Raw genomic sequence first — 19,633 nt, forward strand, 5'->3', positions numbered from 1 at the left:
CAACGAGGGGGTCGGTATGCGCATTGCGAATGGTTTTGGTGGCGGTCATCGGGCGATCGCCGCGCTGCTGCTGGTCCTGCTCGTCAGCGCGCTGCCGGCCCGGGCGGAGCGGCCGCTCGGGTCGTTTCAGACATTCCCGGAGTTGAAGGGCGCCGCCGGCCCGCAGGGGATCGCGCTCGGACCCGACGGGGCGATGTGGTTCACCGATCGCAGCGCCAACAGGATCGGGAGGATCACCCCCGCCGGGGAGATCACGCAGTACCCGGTCCCCTCCGCCGTTTCGGTGCCCTGGGGGATCGCCGCCGGCCCGGACGGAGCGATGTGGTTCACCGAACTGTGGGGCAACAGGATCGGCCGCATCACCATGTCGGGCGAGGTCACCGAGTACGCGGTTCCGACCGCCGGGGCGGGGCCGCGGGGAATCGCCGCGGGGCCGGATGGCGCGATGTGGTTCACCGAGATGACCGGCAACAAGATCGGGCGGATCACGATGACCGGCGAGGTGACCGAACATGCGGTGCCGACCGCCGGCGTGGCGCCTCGGGCGATCGCGGCAGGCCCCGACGGGGCGATGTGGTTCACCGAGGTGAAGGGCGACATGATCGGGCGGATCACGATGACCGGCGAGGTCACCGAGTATCCGATCCCGACCCCGATCGCTGCGCCGGAGGGGATCGTGGCGGGCCCCGACGGGGCGATGTGGTTCACCGAAGGCAGGGGCGACAAGATCGGCCGGATCAGCATGGCCGGCGAGATTACCGAATACGCGGTGCCGACCGCCGGCGCCGCCCCGGAGGGCATCGCGGCCGGGCCGGACGGAGCGCTGTGGTTCACCGAATACGACGGCAACAGGATCGGCCGGATCACCGTGACCGGCGAGATCACCGAGTATCCGGTCCCGACCGCCGATGCCATCCTGGAGGGGATCGCAGCCGGCGCGGACGGGGCGATGTGGTTCATCGAGCGGAGCACCAACAAGATCGGCCGGATCAGCCTTGGCGGCGAGGTCGCCGAGCACACTCTGCCCACCGCCGGCGGCGTCCCGCTGAACCTCGCAGAGGGTCCCGACGGGGCGATGTGGTTCACCGAGTATGTCGGCAACAAGATCGGGCGCATCACGGTGGCCGGCGAGGTCAGCGACTACCCGCTGACGAGCGTCGGCGCCGTTCCGGTGGGGATTGCGGCGGGCCCGGACGGGGCGATGTGGTTCACGTTGTTCGAGGCCAACGCGATCGGGCGGATCACGATGGCGGGCGAGATCAGCGAGCACAGGGTTCCGACCGCCGACGCCGCACCGGCGCGGATCGCGGCCGGCCCGGACGGTGCGATGTGGTTCACCGAGGCCGAGGGCAACAAGATCGGCCGGATCACCATGGCGGGCGAGATCACCGAGTATTCGCTCCCGACTTCCGGTGCCTTTCCATGGGGAATCGCGCCGGGCCCCGACGGAGCCATGTGGTTCACCGAATGGCACGGCAACCGGATCGGCCGGATCACCATGTCCGGCGAGATCACCGAGCACCCGCTCCCGACCGCCGACGCAGTGCCCCAGGGGATCGTCGCCGGCCCGGACGGGGCGATGTGGTTCGCCGAATGGGGCGGCAACCGGATCGGCCGCATCACCATGGCCGGCGAGATCATTGAATTCCCCGTGCCGACCGCCGACGCCGCCCCGCGGGGGATCGCCGCGGGCCCGGACGGGGCGATGTGGTTCACCGAATGGGGCGGCAACAGGATCGGGCGGATCACCATGGCCGGCGAGATCACCGAGTACCCGGTTCCGACCGCCGGCGCCGCCCCGCAGGGCATCGCGGCCGGCCCGGACGGGGCGATGTGGTTCACCGAGCACGCCACCTCGCGGATCGTCTCGATCGGCACGGGGAAGTAGGAGGGATCAGCCGGCAGCTGATTGGTATCGCCCAATCGGTATCGCGGACGAAGTTGAGGAAGGCCTCATCACCGGGGGATGGAGGCGAATTCGATCCCGTCATCGCCGAGGAGGTCGCCACCGGCATCTGGACGGTCGGCGTCGCCGTCTCCGGCGATGCATCGGGCCTGTCGCGCGAGGACCTGGAGGCGCTCGACGACGAGGGCTACCCGGAGTGGTATGCCAGCGCGAATCGCGGCTGCTGCGGGCGGGCGGGCATTTCTTCGTTGCGTCCGGGGAGGACCTGCTGCCGATAGTCGACGAGTTCGAGGGACGGCTACTCCGGGGTGAGCGGCATTAGGCGACTTCCCTGCCCGGCGGACCCTCCAGAGCGGCGGATCTTCGCGTTGGGACGCATCGAACGAGCGGGCCGGGAGGAGCCGACCTCATATCGGCCGGACGCCCTGCATTGTCCCCGATAGTCCTGCGCACCACACCGATGCATCCGGCATCCGGGGCTTGCAATCGCAGGCGTATCGCGATTATCAATTGTAACGTTATAACATTTCATCTTTCTCGAACAGGCGGGTCCGAGCGAACCGGGCCAATACGGGTATGACAATGGATCGACGACTTCCAGTAACCGTCCTGTCCGGTTTTCTCGGGGCCGGCAAGACGACGCTTCTCAATCACGTCCTCAACAATCGTGAGGGTCGCCGGGTTGCGGTGATCGTCAATGACATGAGCGAGGTTAACATCGACGCAGAACTCGTGCGCAGCGGTGGTGCCGATCTGTCGCGCACCGATGAAAGCCTCGTCGAAATGACCAACGGCTGCATCTGCTGCACCCTGCGCGGCGACCTGCTCGACGAGGTCCGGCGGCTTTCCGGCGAGGGGCGTTTCGACTACCTGCTCATCGAGGGAACCGGGATCGCCGAGCCGCTCCCGGTGGCGGCGACGTTCGAGTTCCGTGACGAGGCAGGCAACGCGCTGTGCGACATCGCCCGCCTCGATACGATGGTCACCGTCGTCGACGCCGCGAACCTGCTTGCGGACTATGCCAGCCAGGATTTCCTGAAGGATCGCGGAGAGACTGCAGGGGAGGGCGACGATCGAACGCTGGTCGACCTGCTGGTCGACCAGATCGAGTTTGCCGACACGATCGTTCTCAACAAGATTTCGGCGGTGTCCGGCGACAGGCGGACCGCCGTCCGCACCGTCGTCAAGGCGCTCAATCCCGAGGCTCGTGTGATCGAGACGGATTTCGGCCGCGTGCCCCTGGGCGAGGTGCTCGACACGAAGCGTTTCGACTTCGAGCGGGCACACCAGCATCCGCTTTGGTACAAGGAACTATATGGCTTCGATTGCCACGTTCCGGAAACGGAGGAATACGGGGTCTCGAGTTTTGTCTACCGGGCGCGGCGGCCGTTCCTTCCCGATCGCTTTGCCGCCTTTACCGCCCGGACCTGGCCGGGCCTGATCCGTGCCAAGGGCCTGTTCTGGCTTGCCACCCGCCCCGCCTGGGTTGGCGATTTCAGCCTCGCCGGTGCGATCTGCCGCACCGAGGCGGCAGGCTACTGGTGGGCGGCGGTACCGCGCGACCGCTGGCCCGACCATCCCGACTGGCGGACCCGACTGGAGGATCACTGGGTGGGGGGCTGGGGCGATCGGCGCCAGGAGCTGGTGTTCATCGGCCACGCGATGGACGAGGCGGCGATCCGCACCGCGCTCGACGACTGCCTGGTCGGTCCAGAGGACCCCGAAAAGTTTGACATGGCAGCGCTGGCCGCGCTGCCGGATCCCTTCCCGGAATGGGGTAGGGCCGGAGCGGGCTGACTCATTCCGCGGCAGGGCGGCAAGGGGGACATGTCCCCCTTGCCGATATCGCACTTCAGTTCTGGGCCGGGTCCTCGGCTGCCGCGAGGAAGAGGTTGTGATAGCGCGCCTCGCTCAGCTTGTAGGCGTCGTACATCGTCGTCATGCGGGTGATCCGGTGCTGGTCGTCGAGCTCGACCAGGGTGATGCCCCGCTTCAGCGGATTGTTGGCCGTCGCGCGCGGGATCCACTCGTAACCGCCGCCGAAGTCGCCGCCTGACACATGGCCCATGGCGGCCCGCCGGGCGTAGGGAAGCAGCGGCAGCGCCCGCTCGAAGTAGCGGCCGATCTGGATCCTGCCGACAATGCGCGCGTGCAGCGGAACGTCCTCCAGCACGCCGTCCGGGCTGAACATCGCCGCGGCCGCCGCGGCGTCGCCCTTGCGCAGCGCCCTGTGCAGCTTGCCGGTGATGCGCCTGATCAGCTTCGACGAATTCTCCACGTCGTCGCGAAAATCGGCGGGATAGGGGCCAAGCGCGCCGTAGGGCACGTTGGACTTCGAGGCACGGCCGTCCCAGTAGTCGGCCCAGCGGATGATGTTGCCGTCGTCGTCGAAGGTGATCGAGGCGATGAAGCGGTACTCGCGGCCGAGGAGCTCCGGCGTGTTGACGAACTCGACGATGGCGCTGCCGTCGCCGCCGACGATGCGCAGCGGGTAGGACAGCGCCTCGGGCGGCCCGTTGGCAAAGGCGTCGCCGGACCAGACCTCGAGCAGGGCGTCCTGCGACTCCCAGGCAAATCCGAGCCCGGCCTCCAGATAGACGACCGGGTCGGGCCTGGGCGCGAAGAACGCGACCATCTGCGCCGCCTTGTGGCGGCTCTTGGCTTCGAAGAAGCCGGTGATGGTGTTGGCCGTCCGCAGGCTCGAATGCGAGACGTCGGTGATGTCGGGGAACGCCTTCGGCACCACCCGGCACAGCGGGTACATGCCGATCGCCCGGCCCCTGCAATCCGGCCAGTCGTCGGCGCTCCTGGCAAGTTCGGCCGTTTCGCCGGATGCCGGGCGCGATTGCGCCATCGTCGCGCCGGTCGACCCCGCGGCCAAGGCCGACGCCAGCATGAGCGCGGCAATGCTGCTGCCAGTTCTCATTGTCGTTTCCTTCCCTTGAGTTGTTGCCCTTGAGTTTCGGCCCTTGAGTTTCCCCTCGGGTTTCCGCCGCAGCCCGCCGCCGCGCCGAAGAATTCATCCGTTCAATGACCAGTCCTCCGGCCGCCAGTGCCGGCCGCCGGTGTATCCGCGAGGCCGCGGCCGCCGACGGGCGCAGGATGATGCCCGGCCGCGCGGGCCTTCCAGTGTCACGTGATCTGCATCTGGCTCTCCCCCCGCCCGCCCCCGTCGCGCTGCGCGTGCCCGGGTGGTCTGCATGAGGACGAAAATACTTTTCGTTATTCGAAAACTATTTCGGATTACGAGCGTAGGACCAAACCTTCCCCTATGTCAACTTGTCGCAGGGGCCGCTGTCGCGGGAATCGGGCAGCGGCCGGGGGCCGGTTTGGGCGGGGAAAATGGCCATGCGGGCGAGGCGGGGAGACGGGATTGGCCGAGCGTGATTGACTTAGCGTCAAGCCGGATCTTTTAATTTCGATCATCGAACGAATTTTCGTGTGGCGAAAAAGGTGGAGACTCATGACCACGAGACGGGAATTCGCAATGATCGCGGCGGCTGGTGTCACCGCGCCGCTGGTGCTGTCCGGCGCCACCGCAGCGCAGGGCGCCGGGGAGAACGACGGGCAGGGCGGTCCGCAGCTGGACCGGGCGCAGGTCGAAGCCTGGCTCGCCGCCTATGGCACGGCCTGGGTCGAGCGCGACGCCGACAAGGCGGCGGCCCTGTTCTCGAAGGACGCGACCTATCACGAGAAAGCCTTCGAGCCCGTCATGACCGGGCAGGACGCGATCCGCGACTACTGGCAAACGGTCACGGCCGACCAGAGGGACATCACCTTCCGCAGCACCCTGTGGAGCGTCTCGGACACGGTGGCGATCGCGCACTGGGCGGCCGAGCTGACGCTGGCCTCGGCCGGCAAGCAGGCCCGCCTCGACGGCGTCTTCCACCTGACCTTTGCGACCGGTTCGGATCCGCTCGTCTGCACCGCCCTGCGGGAATGGTGGTTCTTCGCGATGTAGAGCCGCCCCGGGGGCAGCGGCGCCTTCGGCGGGTCGTTGCGCTGGGTCCCCGCTTGCGCGGGGTGAGCGGGATCAGTGTCACGGGCACCAGCAGCCGCCGCGCTGGGCCCCGGATCAAGTCCGGGGCGTAGGCTGCGGCGTGGGGTGAGGCGGTGCCGCAAGCCGGGGCGGGAATGGTGGTTCTTCGCGATGTAGAGGCGCCCCGGGGACAGCGGAGCCTTCGGCGGGTCGTTGCGCTGGGTCCCCGCTTGCGCGGGGATGGGCGGGATCAGTGTCACGGGCACCAGCAGCCGCCGCGCTGGGCCCCGGATCAAGTCCGGGGCGTAGGCTGCGGTAGGGGCAGATACCATGCCCAAGGCACAGCATATGTCCCGGATTTGATCCGGACCCAGGAGCGGCACGGCAGGGCGGCGGCGTGTTCGCCGGTATCGCCCGCCCGTCCCCACGCAAGCGGGGATCCAGCGTACCGACCCGCCGAAGGCGCGAACTAGGGTTTTCGACGCTCCAGGCCTGCGGCGACGGGGCCGGCGTCGGTGAGTTCGATGCCGGTCAGGCGGCGGTCGAGGTGGCGGGCGCGCCAGGACAGGAGCTTTTCGGCCATCTCCAGGCGGACGTCGCGCCAGGCCGGGTCGTCGGCGAGGTTTGTAAGTTCGCCCGGATCGGTCTCCATGTCGAACAGCAGCGGCGGCAAGCCTCCCGATTGCCCGCCAAAGTGGACGTACTTGAAGCGGTCGCCGCGCACGACCGCGAGGTTCAGCGCGTCGAGCGGCAGGCCGAAGGCCTGCTCCGTGGCGCCGGTGGCGACCTCGCGGAAATCGAACTCCCAGTGCGCCTCCCGGCGCCAGGTCGATGGTTCGGCGCCTTCAAGCAGCGGCACCAGCGAGCGGCCGTCGAGATGGTCGGGGACGGGCGCGCCGATGCGCTCCAGGATGGTCGGCACGATGTCGACGGACTCGGTGAACCGGTCGATCCTGGCGCCGCGGCGGCCCCCGGGATCGCGGACGATCAGCGGCACGTGGAAGCTCTGGTCGAACCAGCCGAGCTTGCCGTAGAGGTGCCTGTCGCCGAGCATCTCGCCGTGGTCGCTGGTCAGCACGACGAGGGTGTCATCGGTCATGTCGACGGCCTCGAGCCCCTCCATGATGCGGCCGATCTGGGCGTCGACCTCGGAGATCATGCCCCAGTAGGTGGCGCGGATCTGGCGGCGGGCGGCGTCGTCCCAGTCGCCGATCGATCCCGAGGCGCCGTGGACGAAGTTGGTCTTCTGCACGGTCGCGAGACTGTAGGCGATGTAGGGGTGCTGGGCCGCCTCGGCCTGCGGCGTGGCGGCGCGCACGAAGTCGGGGCCCTGGTCGGGCGAATACATGCTGGCGTAAGGTTCGGGGACGATGAACGGGGGGTGCGGGCGCAGGAAGCTGACATGGGCGAACCAGGGGCGGTCCTGCTCGCCGAGCCAGCGCAGGAACTCGCCGGCCAGGTACGCCGTCTCGGTGTCGTCGGCGGAGTAGGCGGGCGGGGCGCCGCGGGGCGGGTCGGCGGGGCCGTGCTCCGGCAGGTAGATGTCGAGGCCCTTCGAGACGTCGACGCCGCGCGCCTTCAGCCAGGACAGCCACGGCTTGCCGTCCTCCGGCAGCCTGACCCGCACGCTCATGCCGGGGAGGACGCCCTCGTAGGTGGTCAGCCACGGGTCGCGGCCCTCGTGCAGGCGCGGGTCCTGGGCGACGTCGGTATAGCCGAACTGGGTCGGGTCGTAGCCGGCCCGGCGGGCGGCGAGCGCCAGCGTGTCGTGGCGCCGGTCGAGCGGCGTGCCGTTGCGGCAGACGCGGTTGGTCATCTGGTAGAGGCCGGTATAGAGGCAGGCGCGCGCCGGCGAGCAGGGCACGGCCTGGGCGAAGTGGCGCGAGAACATCACCGACTGCCCGGCGAGGCGGTCGATGTTGGGCGTCTTCACCACCGGATGCCCGGCCGCCCCGAAGCTGTCGCCCCGCCACTGGTCGGCGGTAATCAGAAGTACGTTCACGGTCCGGCCTCCCGGGTCTGGTTCTCGTTATCCACACAAGATGACAGGGCCACGACATCTGTCATACAGTTGTCAATGCCGGCTGCTAGCCGACTGACGACCGGGCGAATGGCGCTTCATGTCGGCGTCTCCCGCCGCGATCTCAGGTAATCCTATCGGCCGCATCCATCGGGAGGCACAAACATGAAATCGATCAACAGACGCACCGTATTGAAGGGGACCGCCGCGACCGGCGTCGCGCTCGCCGCCCCGGCAATCCTGAAGGCCGGCGATGCCCTCGCCTCGTCCGGCACCGTCAACGTGTTCGCCTGGGGCGACTACGTCCAGGACAACATCAAGGACGCCTTCGAGAAGGAGACCGGCATCACGGTCAACCTGTCGACCTACGGCTCCAACGACGAGGCCGAGAACAAGCTGCGCGCCGCCGGCGGCAAGGGCTTCGACGTGGTGTTCCCCTCCGTCGACACGGGCCCGAACTACTACAAGGACAACCTGCTCGCCGAGATCGACGAGTCGAAGTTCAAGGTCGACGAGGTGATCCCGTCGATCTACCGCGCCTCGATCAACCTGGGCGCCACCAACCGCGGCAAGCGCTACCTGATCCCGTGCGACTGGGGCACCGAGGGCATGACCTGGGATTCCGAGACGATGCCCGACCTCAAGTACGGCGTCATCTCCTACGGCGACATGTGGAAGCCGGACATGAACGGCCAGGTCGCCGTGCGCCAGAAGTCGGTGCTGGTCAGCCTGGCGATCTACCTCGACGCCACCGGCGAGGTGAAGTCGAACCGCGCCATGGACCTCTACAAGTCCGAGGAAGAGTGCAAGCGCGTCTTCGAGGCGGTGACCAAGTACGCGATCGAGCACCGCCAGAACATCGGCGCCTTCTGGAACAACGCCACCGAGGCGACCGCCGCGTTCACCGATGCCGGCTGCACCATCGGCCAGACCTGGGACACCACGGGCATCCTGCTGCACCGCGACACCAATCCGAAGTGGCGCTACACGATGCCGAAGGAAGGCGGACTGGGCTGGATCGACACCATGGGCATCCCGTCGGGCGCCGAGAACGTCGACCAGGCCTACGCCTTCATCAACTTCATGCTGACGCCCGAGGCCGGCGGCATGTTCGCCAACAACACCGGCTACAACTCGGCCGCCGTGGATGCCGACAAGCATCTCAACGACGAGCAGAAGGCGGCCTTCCAGATGGCCTACCCGGACCCCGCCGCGATCGACAATCTGTGGTGGTGGCCGGCGCAGACCGACTTCTTCGCGTCGCTGCGCTCGCTGTATTCGGAGCAGCTCACCAACGCCTGATACCGAAGGGCCGCTCTCCGCAAGGGAGCGGCCCTTTCCTTTCCAGTGGCGCGCGCGGAACAGGGGAGCATCGCCATGGGCGCTGCGACGGCAATGCCGGCCGATACCACGATGCGGGGCCAGGACGTCGTGCTCGACGCCGTCTCGATGGTGTTCGGCGACTTCACCGCGGTCCACCGGACGGACCTGGAGATCCGCGCCGGCGAGTTCTTCTCGATCCTCGGGCCGTCGGGCTGCGGCAAGACGACGATCCTCCGGATGATCTCCGGGTTTCTCGATCCGACCACCGGCTCGGTGCGCATCGGCGGTGCCGAGATGCGCGGGATCGGGCCGAACCGGCGCCCGACCGCGCTGATCTTCCAGAACCTGGCGCTGTTTCCGCTGATGCCGGTCTGGGAGAACGTCGCCTTCGGCCTGGAGGCGCGCGGCGTCGGCAGGAAGCAGCGCCGCGAGCGGGCCATGGAACTGATCGATATGGTCGCCCTGCGCGGCCACGAGAACAAGCTGCCCGGCGACCTGTCGGGCGGCCAGCGCCAGCGCGTCGCGATCGCCCGGGCGCTGGCGGTGGAGCCCGCCGTGCTGCTGCTCGACGAGCCGCTGTCGGCGCTCGACCTGAAGCTGCGCCAGCACATGCGCGCCGAGCTCAAGGACATCCAGCGCCGCACCGGCGTCACCTTCATCTACATCACCCACGACCAGGGCGAGGCGCTGACCATGTCGGACCGCATCGCCGTGATGAACCAGGGCCGCGTCGAGCAGGTCGACACCACCGACGTGCTCTACGACGATCCGGCGACGCCGTTCGTGGCGACGTTCGTCGGCGAGCAGAACGTGTTCCGCGGCAGGGTCGCCGAGGTCGCCGACGGCTTCGCGGTGATCGAGGGGCCGGACGGACGGCTGCGCGGCCGCAACCGGCAGAAGCTGGCACCGGGCGACGAGGCGATGGTCTTCGTCAGGCCGGAGCGCATGCAGTTCCTGAACGGGGCCGCCCTCGACAACGTCGTCTCCGCCAGCATCGACCGCCGCGACCTGGAGGGCCCGTTCGTCAACCTGTTCCTGAAGCGGGACGGCAACGAGATCATGGTGCACCTGACCAATTCCGGCGCCGCCGGCCGCGACCTCGGCGGCGAGCAGCGGGTCGGCTTCGCCGCCTCCGACGCGCTGGTGCTGCCGGCCGGCGAGCTGGCCAGAGACTGATGGGCGCGCTGGTCCGCACCTACGGACGCGGGCTGACGACGGTGTTCGTCGCCCTGACGGTTCTGTGGATGCTCGGCATGATCATCGTGCCGCAGCTGTTCATGGTGGAGCGTTCCTTGTGGACGCGCCAGGAAACGAGCCAGATCACCCTGCAGATCGACCGGCTCTACAACGAGATCTCCACCCTGCAGTTCGACGCGCAGGCCGCCGCCGACGCCGACAAGCCGGCCATCGAGGACAGGATCTCCGATATCGAGGAGGAGATCGCGGAACTCGAGGCGCAGGAGAAGGCGCCGCAGAGGGTCTACACGCTGTCGAACTACACCCGCATGTCGGGCCTGCACCTGCGCATCTTCGTGCGCACGATCTTCTATGCCGCCCTGGTGACGGTGCTGGCGCTGGTGGTCTGCTACCCGATCGCCTTCGCGGTCGCCCAGGTGGCGACGCCGCGGGCGGCGGCCTTCCTGATGCTCGGGCTGATCGTGCCCTACGCCATCAACGAGCTGCTGCGCGTCTATGCCTGGCTGATGATCCTCGACTACCAGGGCGTCCTCAACACGTTCCTCGACTGGGTCGGCATCACCAACCTCGCGGCCAAGCAGTGGATCCCGTTCCTGGAATCGCCGGTCTCCGTCTTCGTGGCGATGGTCTACGCCTACATCCTGTTCATGGTCTTCCCGATCTACAACACGCTGGAGACGCTCGACCGCAACCAGCTGGAGGCTGCCCGCGACCTCGGCGCGCCGACCTGGCGCATCCACCTGCGCGTCGCGATCCCGCATGCCAAGCCGGGCATCGCGGTCGGCTGCATCATGACCTTCATGCTGTCGGCGGGCTCCTACGCGGTGCCGCAGATCATGACGCGCGGCACCTCGGGCGACTGGTTCAGCCAGACGATCTACCGGCAGTTCTTCGAATCCAACAACTGGAACGTCGGCGCCGCCTACGCCTTCACGCTGCTGGTGGTCTGCATCGTCTTCATCTTCCTGATGATGCTGATCTTCCGCGTCGGCGTCCGCGACATCGCGCGATAGGGGGGCGGGGTGGAGGACCATCGCACCGCCGGGGCCTGCATGGTTCGAGACGCGGCTGCGCCGCTCCTCACCATGAGGGGAGGGGTGGTTGCTGCAACAAACTCCCAACCTTTGCTCCTCATCCTGAGGAGGCCGCGGAGCGGCCGTCTCCCCCGGGTCCGCGCCTGGCGCGGCCCGAGGACAGGCTGCGGGCGAGGCCCCGGTCTTGACCGCACCCGGAGGCTGCAATGACCGCCGCGACGCTCGCCGCGCCCGCCACTCCCGTCCGCCGCACCCGCGAGGGCCGCTGGGCGAACGTGGTGCTGAACGTCTACATGGTGATCTTCTTCATCTACCTGTTCGCGCCGCTGCTGGTGATGACGCTGGCGGCGTTCAACGCCTACGACTATCCGTCCGTGACGCAATGGCGCGGCTGGACGCTGAAATGGTTCGACGCGCTGGCGGGCGACACCCGCATCCTGCAGGGACTGCGGAACTCGATCCTGGTCGGCATCGGCGTGATCGCCGTGTCGATCCCGCTCGGCCTGTCCGGCGCCTTTATCCTGACGCGGCTGCAGTCGCGCTGGAACGGCGTGCTCTACGGCGTGCTGGTCTCGCCGATCCTGACCCCGGGCATCATCCTGGGCATCTCGACGCTGATCTTCTGGCGCAATTTCCAGGTGCCGGGCGGGCTGTTCCTGGCGATGATGGCGCAGGCGACCTTCATCGCCTCCTATTCGATGCTGATGTTCCTGGCCCGCCTGCAGCGGCAGGACCGCAGCCTGGAGGAGGCCGCCCTCGACCTCGGCGCCTCCAGCGTCCACGTCTTCCGCCGCATCACCCTACCGTTCCTGGCGCCAACGATCTTCACCGCCGCGGTGATCGCCTTCCTCCAGTCGATCGAGAACTACAACACGACGGTGTTCGCCATCGGCGGCAACTGGACGCTGGTCACCGAGATCGGCTCGCGCTTCCGCTTCGGGCTGTCGCCGGTGATCAACGTGATCGGCGTCATCTTCGTGGTCCTGACGATCATCGCCGCGACGGTCTACGTGATCCTGAAGGAGCGCGACCGCAAGGCGCGCATGGCGCGGTAGGCCAACCGGGATCGGAGAGCCTCAACCTCTCCGTCATCCCGGAAGCCGCGAAGCGGCTATCCGGGACCGCCCGCGGCCGCAGCGCTTCGGCTCCCGGCGATCCCGGCTCGCGCTGCGCTTGGCCGGGATGACGTAGGCAGAGGCGGGTCGCGATGTGCAGCCTCGATGACGTGGAGAGGGGAGCCGTATTGCCCTGTCATCCGCTGCCTGCCCTTGGGGTGGTTGGAGGCACGGGCGTCTGGAATTGCCCATGCCGGCCCCCAACACTCGTCATCCCGGAAGCCGCGAAGCGGCTATCCGGGACCGCCCGGGGCCGCAGCGCTTCGGCTCCCGGCGATCCCGGCTCGCGCTGCGCTTGGCCGGGATGACGTAGGCAGAGGCGGGTTGCGATGTGCGGCCGGGGTGACGTGGAGAGGGGGCGTCCGGCCGGGATGACGTGGGGGATAGCGAGGGCGCCGACCCGTCTGCTGTCGCGTGCCGTGCCGGAGCCGGCGGCAGTTGCGTCTGGATCTGCCGCATCGCTCCCCAATCGTCCCGGACGGCTGGAAGCGGCTCGCAGCAATGCCTACACTCGTCATCCCGGAAGCCGCGAAGCGGCTATCCGGGACCGCCCGGGGCCGCAGCGCTTCGGCTCCTGGCGATCCCGGCTCTCCGCTGCGTTTCGGCCGGGATGACGTGTAGAAGATCCGTCCGGCCGGGATGCCGTGGAGAGGGGGCGTCCGGCCCGGATGACGTGCATTGAAGCGAGCCACATGCGCCTGACGTTTCGCTGCCTGCCGGGATTCGAGGAGATCCTGCCGAAGCCGGCGCCGGCCAGGGCGGGGCTGCCGGAGTGGCTGAAGGCGATGCCGGGGTCGGCCGCGAGCGAGACGCTGGGCGGGGCGCAGGTGCGCACGCTGAAGCACTGCCCGCCGCTGATCGATGCGCTGTCCGCCGGCGTGCTGATGCCGCTTGCCGCAGACGTGACGGTCGCCGGCGGCACCCTGTCGTGGGACTGGGAGGCGCCGCGGGTGCCGGGGCTGCGCCATACGCGCTCGCCGATCGGGCTGCACGTGCCCGAACAGGCCGCAGGCACCCCGTTCGCGGTGGCCGACACGCAGTTCGTCGTGAAGTTCACCAATTTCTGGGCGCTCGAGGTTCCGGACGGCTGGTCGGTGCTGTTCACCCATCCGCTGAACCGCGAGGACCTGCCGTTCCGCACCCTGTCGGGCGTGGTCGACTGCGACAGGTTCAAGGACGGTTTCGTCCATTTTCCGGCGCTGTGGACCGACCCCGGCTTCGAGGGCGTCCTGCCCGCGGGCACGCCGGTGGCGCAGGCCATTCCCGTCCGCCGCGAGGCGATCGAGATCGTCACCTCGACGATGGACGAGACGCATCTCGACGCCCATCGCGAGATCGAGGATGGTCTGTCCGACGATCCGGGCCTGTACCGGAAGGCCTTCCGGATCGGGCCCGGGTAGGCTGCCCGGCAGCAGGAACGGGCAGGAACGCGATGGACGAGATGCTGGAACGCGGCCGCGAGATCCTCGCCGCACAGCCGTTCAGCCGGCTGCTGGGCGCGGACCTCGTGCGCTGGTCGAAGGATCTGACCGAGCTGCGCGTGCCGCTGAGCGAGCACACCGGCCAGCATCTCGGCATCACGCATGGCGGCGTCATCTGCTATGCGGCCGACAACGCGCTGACCTTTGCCGGCGCGGCGGCGATGGAAAGCGGGGTCGTGACCGCGGAGATCAAGGTCAACTATCTGCGCCCGGCGGTCGGCGGCGAACTGCTTGCGCGCGCCTCGGCGATCCATGCCGGCCGCACCCAGGCGGTGGTGCGCTGCGACGTCTACGTGCGCGCCGGCGGGGCGGAGACGCTCTGCGCGACGGCGCTCGGCACCGTCCGCAAGCGCGAGGACCGGCCGGCGGGTTAGTGCTTGTCGGCGGAGCCCGTCAGGACGGCCGCGTCGAGCGGCACGCGGCCGCGCCGGCCCTGGCTCATCGCCTTGAGGATCGCCGGCCGCAGCGACGGGGCCTGGCGAAACAGCGCGCGGAACGTCTCGTCGGCTTCTCCCGGCCGGCCGAGATCGCGAAGCGCTTCGGCGCGGGCGAGGCGGATCGCCGGATCGTCCGGCCGTTCACGTTCTGCGAAGTCGAGATGCCGTGCCGCCGCGTCGGCATGGCCGAGGCGCAGGCAGAGCCGGGCCGCGTTGAGCCGTGCGTCGCCGTCGGCGGGGCGCCGGCGCAGGTAGGCCTCGAACTGGTCGAGCGCATCGGCCTCGGCGCCGCGGTTCATCAGGCTTGCGGCATATTCGAAGCGGGCATTGTCGTGGCCCGGGGCAAGCGACAGGAGCGCGGCGAGGCGTTGCTCGGCGGCCTGATCCTTGCCCAGCCGCTTTTCCACGAGGGCGAGGTTGTAGGCCAGCGAGACATCGGCAGGGGCATGGGCGAGCAGGCCGGTCAGGGCGGCTTCGGCGGCGGTCCAGTCGCCGGCCGTCAGCGCCGCGGAGGCCGCGCGGGCGAGCTGCTGCGGATCGGAGGTCGTGTCGATCACGCGCATGGCCCTTTTTCCCGCGCAATCGGGCGCCAGATTTACCTGCAGGTCAAGCCGACTACGACCGGGCCGGTGTCATTGCGCCGTCATGCCATCGCACTAACGGTGAACGTTGGCTTGCGTCCCATTCCGCCCGACCGGGGCGCGACATCCAGGAGACTGCCGTTTGCGATACGCGATCTATTTCGTGCCCGATCCCGACAGCGAGCTGTTCGATACCGGCACGCGCTGGCTCGGCTACGATATCGAGACCGGGACCACCTTCTCGGCGCCGGTCATCGCCGGGCTCGAGGCTGCCGCATGGTCGCGCCTCGTCGGCGAGCCGGCGCGCTACGGGCTGCACGCGACGCTGAAGGCGCCGTTCCGGCTCGCCGAAGGGACCGACGAGGCGGAACTGGTGGACGCGTTGCGCGGCTTCGCCAGGTCGGTGACGCCGGTGCGGCTGCCGGTCCTGTCGCTGATCAACATGCGCGGCTTCTTCGCGCTGATGCCGGCGATCCGCGACGGGCAGGTCGAGGATCTCTCGGCGGGCGCGGTGCGGGCCTTCGAGCGCTTCCGCGCGCCCCTCGGCGAGGGCGACATCGCGCGACGCCGGTCCGCCGGCCTGAGCCCGCGCCAGAACGAGCTTCTCGACCGCTGGGGCTATCCCTACGTGCTCGAGGAGGCGAGCTTCCACATGACGCTGACGGGGCGCGTGGAGGCCGACGAGACGCAGCGCGTCGAGGCGATCCTCACCGATGTCTTCGAGCCGGTGATCGGCCGCGCGCTGACCGTCGACCGCGTCGCGATCGCCGTCGAGCGCGAACCGGGTGCCCCCTTCGAGGTGCTGGCCGCGGCACCGCTCGGCCACCCGCTCGCCTACACCCGCCGGGTCGTCCAGCTCGACGCCTTGTGAGGACCCCCTACAACGAGAATTTCAGGATCGCGATCATCGGCCGGTCGACTTCCTCGGCCAGTTCCGGCGCGGCCGCCAGTTGCTCCGGGGTCGGCGCCCATTCCACCAAGCGCCGGAACGTGAAACCCTGGTCGACCAGAGTGTTGACCGTCGTCGCAAGGGTGCGATGGTACTTCACCACCCCCTCCGCCAGCCAGTTCGTTCGGCGCGCCCCTTCCGCTGAATAGGTAGCGAGCGGCCAGATCCTGCGACCGCCGGGTCCGGTCATCCAGTCCGGCGACGTCGGCGCCATGAAGATCGGATGCTCGATGCTGAACACCAGCACGCCGCCGGGCCGCAGCGAGCCTCGGATCGTGCGCGCCAGCCGGGCAAGATCCGGTATGTAGTGGAAGGCCAGGGAACTGTAGGCGAGGTCGAAGGACGCGGCGGGCAGTTCGAGTGTTTCGAGATCCGCCCGACGATAATCGACGGCAGGATCGTCGGTCGCTTGCCGCGCCCGTGACAGCATGTTCTCCGACAGGTCGACACCGAGGACGTAGGCCGCCCCCTGCAGCCGCGCCCAGCGTACAAACCAGCCGAATCCACACCCCAGGTCGACAACGCTGCGGCCCGCGAGCGGCGGCAGCAGGTCCCGGAGCGCCGGCCATTCCGGCGCGCCCTCAAGCCCGCGAACGGACCGATGCAGACGCGAGTATGCCGCGAAAAAAACCCCGTCGTCATAAATATTCTGGGCCATTCGCTGCGGCGCTCCCGGCTAGTTTTCCGACAAGAATGCCGCCAGCGCCTGGCCGATCTCGTCGGGGCAGTCCTCCTGGACGAAGTGGATGCCCTTGATCTGCACCTCGCGCTGGTTTGCCCAGGAGCGGCATATGTCGCGCACCTTCTCGGTCGAGACGATGGCGCCGGGGGTGGCGTTGAGGAACAGCTTCGGGATCGGGCTGTCCTTCATGAAGGCGCCGTAGCGCTCGACCAGCGCGACGACGTCGGCCGGTTCGCCCTCGATCGGGATCTGGCGCGGCCAGACCAGCGTCGGCAGGCGCGACTCCGGTGTCGGGAAGGGGGCCCGGTAGGTGTCCATCTCCTCGCCGGTCAGCTCGCGCAGGATGCTGCGCGGCAGCACGGTCTCGACGAAGAAGTTCTCCTCCAGCACCAGTTTCTCGCCTTCCTCGCTGCGCAGGCGCCGGAACAGCGTGTCGCGGCCCTCGGGGAAGTCCGCCCACATCCGCGGCGCGACGATCGCCTCCATGTGGACGATCCCGGCGACGCGATCGGGATTGCGGCGGGCCCAGTCCATGCCGATCGAGGAGCCCCAGTCGTGGATCACCAGGGTGACGCCGGTGAGGTCCATCGCCTCGAACCAGGCGTCGGTGACCGCGAGGTGGTCGGCGAGCGTATAGCCGCCTGCCGGCAACGGCCCGGAATTGCCCATTCCGGCGAGATCCGGGGCCAGGCAGCGGTGGGTCTTCGCCGCGTAGGGGATGATGTTGCGCCACAGGTAGGACGAGGTCGGGTTGCCGTGCAGGAAGACGACCGGCCGTCCGTCCGGCACGCCGGTGTCGACATAGGCGATATCGGCGCCGGCGACGGTGATCCGCGACTGCGGATGCGGGCTGCCATAGGCGTCCTTCATGATCCTTCCTCCCCATTGGCCGGCAGGCGTGCCGCTGCGAACGCGGACATCTATAGCCGCGACGCCGGGTCGATGCAGCCACGGTTTGATTACCGCCGCCTTTCGCTGGACGGGGCGGAGGTCAGCTCTTGCGGACGATGCAGGCTGCGCCGCGGGCCCGCAGCAGGGCGCACAGGTCGGCTGCCTCCTGCTTCGTCTCCGCCGGCACCCTGACGTCGAAGAACACGGCGGCGCCGCGGCTGCGGTTTCGCGTGCCCACGACCATCGGCGCGCGGTCGGCCAGCACCGCGTCGTAGCGCTGCTGCAGGTTCGAATAGATCGACAGGGCGCGGTCGCGCGAGAAGTGCCCGGCGACCTGGGCGCCCCAGGGCGCGGTGGCATCCGGGCCGGCAGTCATGATGGTGCGCGACGGGCGGGCGATCGAAGCGACGACGTCGAGGCAGCGCGTCGGCCGGGCGCTCTCCGGCGGGTCGGCGGGGACGGGGCCGCCGTCGGGCGCCCGCCAGTCGGTCGCCATCCGGCCGGTGATGATCCGCACGAACTGGTGGGTTTCGGCCGGCAGGACATCGGTTCCCGCGAGCCAGCCGGATATCCGGTTCGGGCCGCCGTTATAGGCGGCCGCGGCCAGGCCGAGATTGCCGAACAGCTCCCGCAGGTCGGTCAGGAAGGACGCGGCGGCGGCGATCGCCGGCTCGGGATCGAACGGATCCGCCAGGCCGCGTTCGGCCGCCGTCGCCGGCATGAACTGGGCGATGCCCTGGGCACCCTTCGGGCTCACCACCCAGGGACGGAAGCTGCTCTCGCGCCAGATCAGCCTGGTCAGGAACGACACCGGCAGGCCGTGGTCGCCGGCCGCCTGCTCGATATAGGCGCAGATGTCGGCGCGGCTGGGCGGGGCAGGGGCGGCGGTTTCGACGCCGTCGGGCGGCGACTCCTCGGCCTGGGCGGCCGAGGTCATCGAAAGCCAGGCGGCAAGGACGCAACGCGCGATCGTACGCATGGCCGACAGGATTTTCCATTTGCCGGCAGGTGTAAAGCCGGGTCCGTGCGACGACACGGGCCCGGCGAAGGCCGACTACTGCGGCGGCTGGCTGAGCGGCACCGAGCAGATCATCCGCGTGTGGCTGGAGTTGAGATAGCAGTTCGCCGGCACGCTGCCGGTCGGCACCGGGTAGGTGTAGACCTGCGTGGGCTGGCTCGCCGCCGCCGCCCCGATCGCCGCACCCGCCAGCGCGCCGACGCCGGCCGCGACCGCCGCGCCGCTGTTGTAGTGCGGGTAGTAGGGCGGCGGGTAGTAGGGGTGATAGGGCGGATAGTAGGGATGGTACGGGTGGTAGCCCGGATGATAGGGCGGATAGTAGGGGTGATAGGGATGGTAGCCGGGATGGTAGGCCGGCCGGTAGCCGCCGCCGCCGAAATGGGCGAAGCCGGGACCGTGGTCGATGAAGACGGCGACGTCCTGGCCGCCGTCCGGCAACTCGCCCGACAGCACCTTCACGCCGTAGCGGACCGTCGAGCCCTCGACGGTGGCCGTGGTGAGTTCCACGATCGCCGGCTCCGTGTCCGCCGAGCCGAGCACCGTGACGGCGGCGTTGGGCGGGTCGGTCCGGAAGGTGCCGTCCGGTTCGTCCCACAGCGAGGCGAAGGTCCCGGTGTCGACCTGGCCGATCAGCCGGTAGGGGCGGTCGCTGAAGAAGATGGTGGCCGGGGCGAGACCTTCGAGCGTCAGCGTCTGGCCGTCGTAGGACATCGACGCTGCCTGCTGGATGTACTCGTAGGTCGGCTGCGAGGCGCCCTGGGCGCCGGCGCCGGCCGGATCGGCGGCCATGCCGGGGGCCATCGGCATGGACGGGTACATGCCGGGATTCTGCTGCATGCCGGGATACATCATCGGCATGCCCGGCTGCATGGGCATCCCCTGGGCGGCGGGAGCCTGCTGCTGCATCGCGGCCGCCATTTGCGTGCCGGACGCCGCAGGCGCGTCGCCCTGCGCCGCGGCGATGCCGGGACACAGGACCGCCAGCATCGCGCCGGCGGCTGCAACTCGTTTGAACATTCT

Annotated in this window: 18 protein-coding genes; 11 read left to right on the forward strand and 7 right to left on the reverse strand. The window is 68.9% G+C overall.

Annotation, left to right across the window (positions count from 1 at the left end):
- The first annotated feature begins 16 nt into the window (after positions 1-16).
- The 3 genes from V3328_RS06010 (at position 17) to zigA (ending at position 3,703) form a co-directional block, all read left to right on the forward strand.
- A complete protein-coding gene (locus V3328_RS06010) occupies positions 17-1,888 on the forward strand; it encodes a Vgb family protein (RefSeq protein WP_340328707.1) in 1,872 nt (623 codons plus the stop codon).
- Between the two features lie 53 nt (positions 1,889-1,941).
- The gene (locus V3328_RS06015; RefSeq protein WP_340328708.1) at positions 1,942-2,184 is read left to right on the forward strand and encodes a hypothetical protein; all 243 of its coding nucleotides are present in this window, start codon (positions 1,942-1,944) and stop codon (positions 2,182-2,184) included.
- A 298-nt stretch (positions 2,185-2,482) separates the two neighbouring features.
- Positions 2,483-3,703, forward strand: coding sequence for a zinc metallochaperone GTPase ZigA (gene zigA, locus V3328_RS06020; protein WP_340328709.1), 1,221 nt, complete (start codon positions 2,483-2,485; stop codon positions 3,701-3,703).
- Between the two features lie 55 nt (positions 3,704-3,758).
- Here zigA and V3328_RS06025 read toward each other — a convergent pair whose 3' ends face one another.
- Positions 3,759-4,832 (reverse strand): nuclear transport factor 2 family protein, encoded by a 1,074-nt coding sequence (locus tag V3328_RS06025; protein WP_340328710.1) that lies wholly within the window; start codon positions 4,830-4,832, stop codon positions 3,759-3,761.
- Between the two features lie 537 nt (positions 4,833-5,369).
- On the opposite strand from V3328_RS06025, the gene V3328_RS06030 reads away from it, so the two are divergent.
- Positions 5,370-5,867 (forward strand): nuclear transport factor 2 family protein, encoded by a 498-nt coding sequence (locus V3328_RS06030; protein WP_340328711.1) that lies wholly within the window; start codon positions 5,370-5,372, stop codon positions 5,865-5,867.
- Positions 5,868-6,354: 487 nt separating this feature from the next.
- Here V3328_RS06030 and V3328_RS06035 read toward each other — a convergent pair whose 3' ends face one another.
- Entirely contained in the window at positions 6,355-7,887 is a 1,533-nt protein-coding gene (locus V3328_RS06035; RefSeq protein WP_340328712.1) for an alkaline phosphatase family protein, read from the reverse strand.
- A 183-nt stretch (positions 7,888-8,070) separates the two neighbouring features.
- Between V3328_RS06035 and V3328_RS06040 the strand changes: the two genes are divergently transcribed.
- The 6 genes from V3328_RS06040 to V3328_RS06065 all read left to right on the forward strand — a co-directional run bounded on the left by V3328_RS06040 (position 8,071) and on the right by V3328_RS06065 (position 14,429).
- Entirely contained in the window at positions 8,071-9,207 is a 1,137-nt protein-coding gene (locus tag V3328_RS06040) for an extracellular solute-binding protein (RefSeq protein WP_340328713.1), read from the forward strand.
- 75 nt (positions 9,208-9,282) lie between these two features.
- A complete protein-coding gene (locus V3328_RS06045; protein ID WP_340328714.1) occupies positions 9,283-10,404 on the forward strand; it encodes an ABC transporter ATP-binding protein in 1,122 nt (373 codons plus the stop codon).
- On the forward strand, positions 10,404-11,438 hold the full coding sequence (locus V3328_RS06050) for an ABC transporter permease (RefSeq protein WP_340328715.1): 1,035 nt from the start codon (positions 10,404-10,406) through the stop codon (positions 11,436-11,438). The genes V3328_RS06045 and V3328_RS06050 overlap by 1 nt, the downstream gene beginning before the upstream one ends.
- Before the next feature lie 227 nt (positions 11,439-11,665).
- Complete coding sequence (locus V3328_RS06055) at positions 11,666-12,514, forward strand: ABC transporter permease (RefSeq protein ID WP_340328716.1); 849 nt, start codon at positions 11,666-11,668, stop codon at positions 12,512-12,514.
- 728 nt (positions 12,515-13,242) lie between these two features.
- Entirely contained in the window at positions 13,243-13,974 is a 732-nt protein-coding gene (locus V3328_RS06060; protein WP_340328717.1) for a hypothetical protein, read from the forward strand.
- 32 nt (positions 13,975-14,006) lie between these two features.
- On the forward strand, positions 14,007-14,429 hold the full coding sequence (locus V3328_RS06065) for a PaaI family thioesterase (RefSeq protein WP_340328718.1): 423 nt from the start codon (positions 14,007-14,009) through the stop codon (positions 14,427-14,429).
- Here V3328_RS06065 and V3328_RS06070 read toward each other — a convergent pair.
- Positions 14,426-15,055: a tetratricopeptide repeat protein gene (locus tag V3328_RS06070; protein WP_340328719.1), complete on the reverse strand. Its 630-nt coding sequence runs from the start codon at positions 15,053-15,055 to the stop codon at positions 14,426-14,428. The genes V3328_RS06065 and V3328_RS06070 overlap by 4 nt on opposite strands.
- 160 nt (positions 15,056-15,215) lie before the next feature.
- Here V3328_RS06070 and V3328_RS06075 point away from each other — a divergent pair, with 160 nt between their 5' ends.
- Positions 15,216-15,944 (forward strand): DUF1045 domain-containing protein, encoded by a 729-nt coding sequence (locus V3328_RS06075; RefSeq protein WP_340328720.1) that lies wholly within the window; start codon positions 15,216-15,218, stop codon positions 15,942-15,944.
- A 7-nt stretch (positions 15,945-15,951) separates the two neighbouring features.
- Here V3328_RS06075 and V3328_RS06080 read toward each other — a convergent pair whose 3' ends face one another.
- From V3328_RS06080 to V3328_RS06095, 4 genes are all read right to left on the reverse strand, one after another.
- Positions 15,952-16,680, reverse strand: coding sequence for a class I SAM-dependent methyltransferase (locus tag V3328_RS06080; RefSeq protein WP_340328721.1), 729 nt, complete (start codon positions 16,678-16,680; stop codon positions 15,952-15,954).
- Positions 16,681-16,698: 18 nt separating this feature from the next.
- Positions 16,699-17,574 carry a haloalkane dehalogenase gene (locus V3328_RS06085; protein ID WP_340328722.1) on the reverse strand — a complete coding sequence of 292 codons (876 nt, stop codon included), beginning with the start codon at positions 17,572-17,574 and terminating at the stop codon, positions 16,699-16,701.
- 121 nt (positions 17,575-17,695) lie between these two features.
- Complete coding sequence (locus V3328_RS06090; protein WP_340328723.1) at positions 17,696-18,574, reverse strand: lytic transglycosylase domain-containing protein; 879 nt, start codon at positions 18,572-18,574, stop codon at positions 17,696-17,698.
- Positions 18,575-18,649: 75 nt separating this feature from the next.
- Positions 18,650-19,630, reverse strand: a complete 981-nt coding sequence (locus V3328_RS06095; protein ID WP_340328724.1) for a hypothetical protein — start codon at positions 19,628-19,630, stop codon at positions 18,650-18,652.
- Positions 19,631-19,633 lie beyond the last annotated feature (3 nt).

The sequence above is a fragment of the Microbaculum marinum genome (assembly GCF_037855135.1).
GTDB classification, from domain to species: Bacteria; Pseudomonadota; Alphaproteobacteria; order Rhizobiales; family Tepidamorphaceae; genus Microbaculum; species Microbaculum marinum.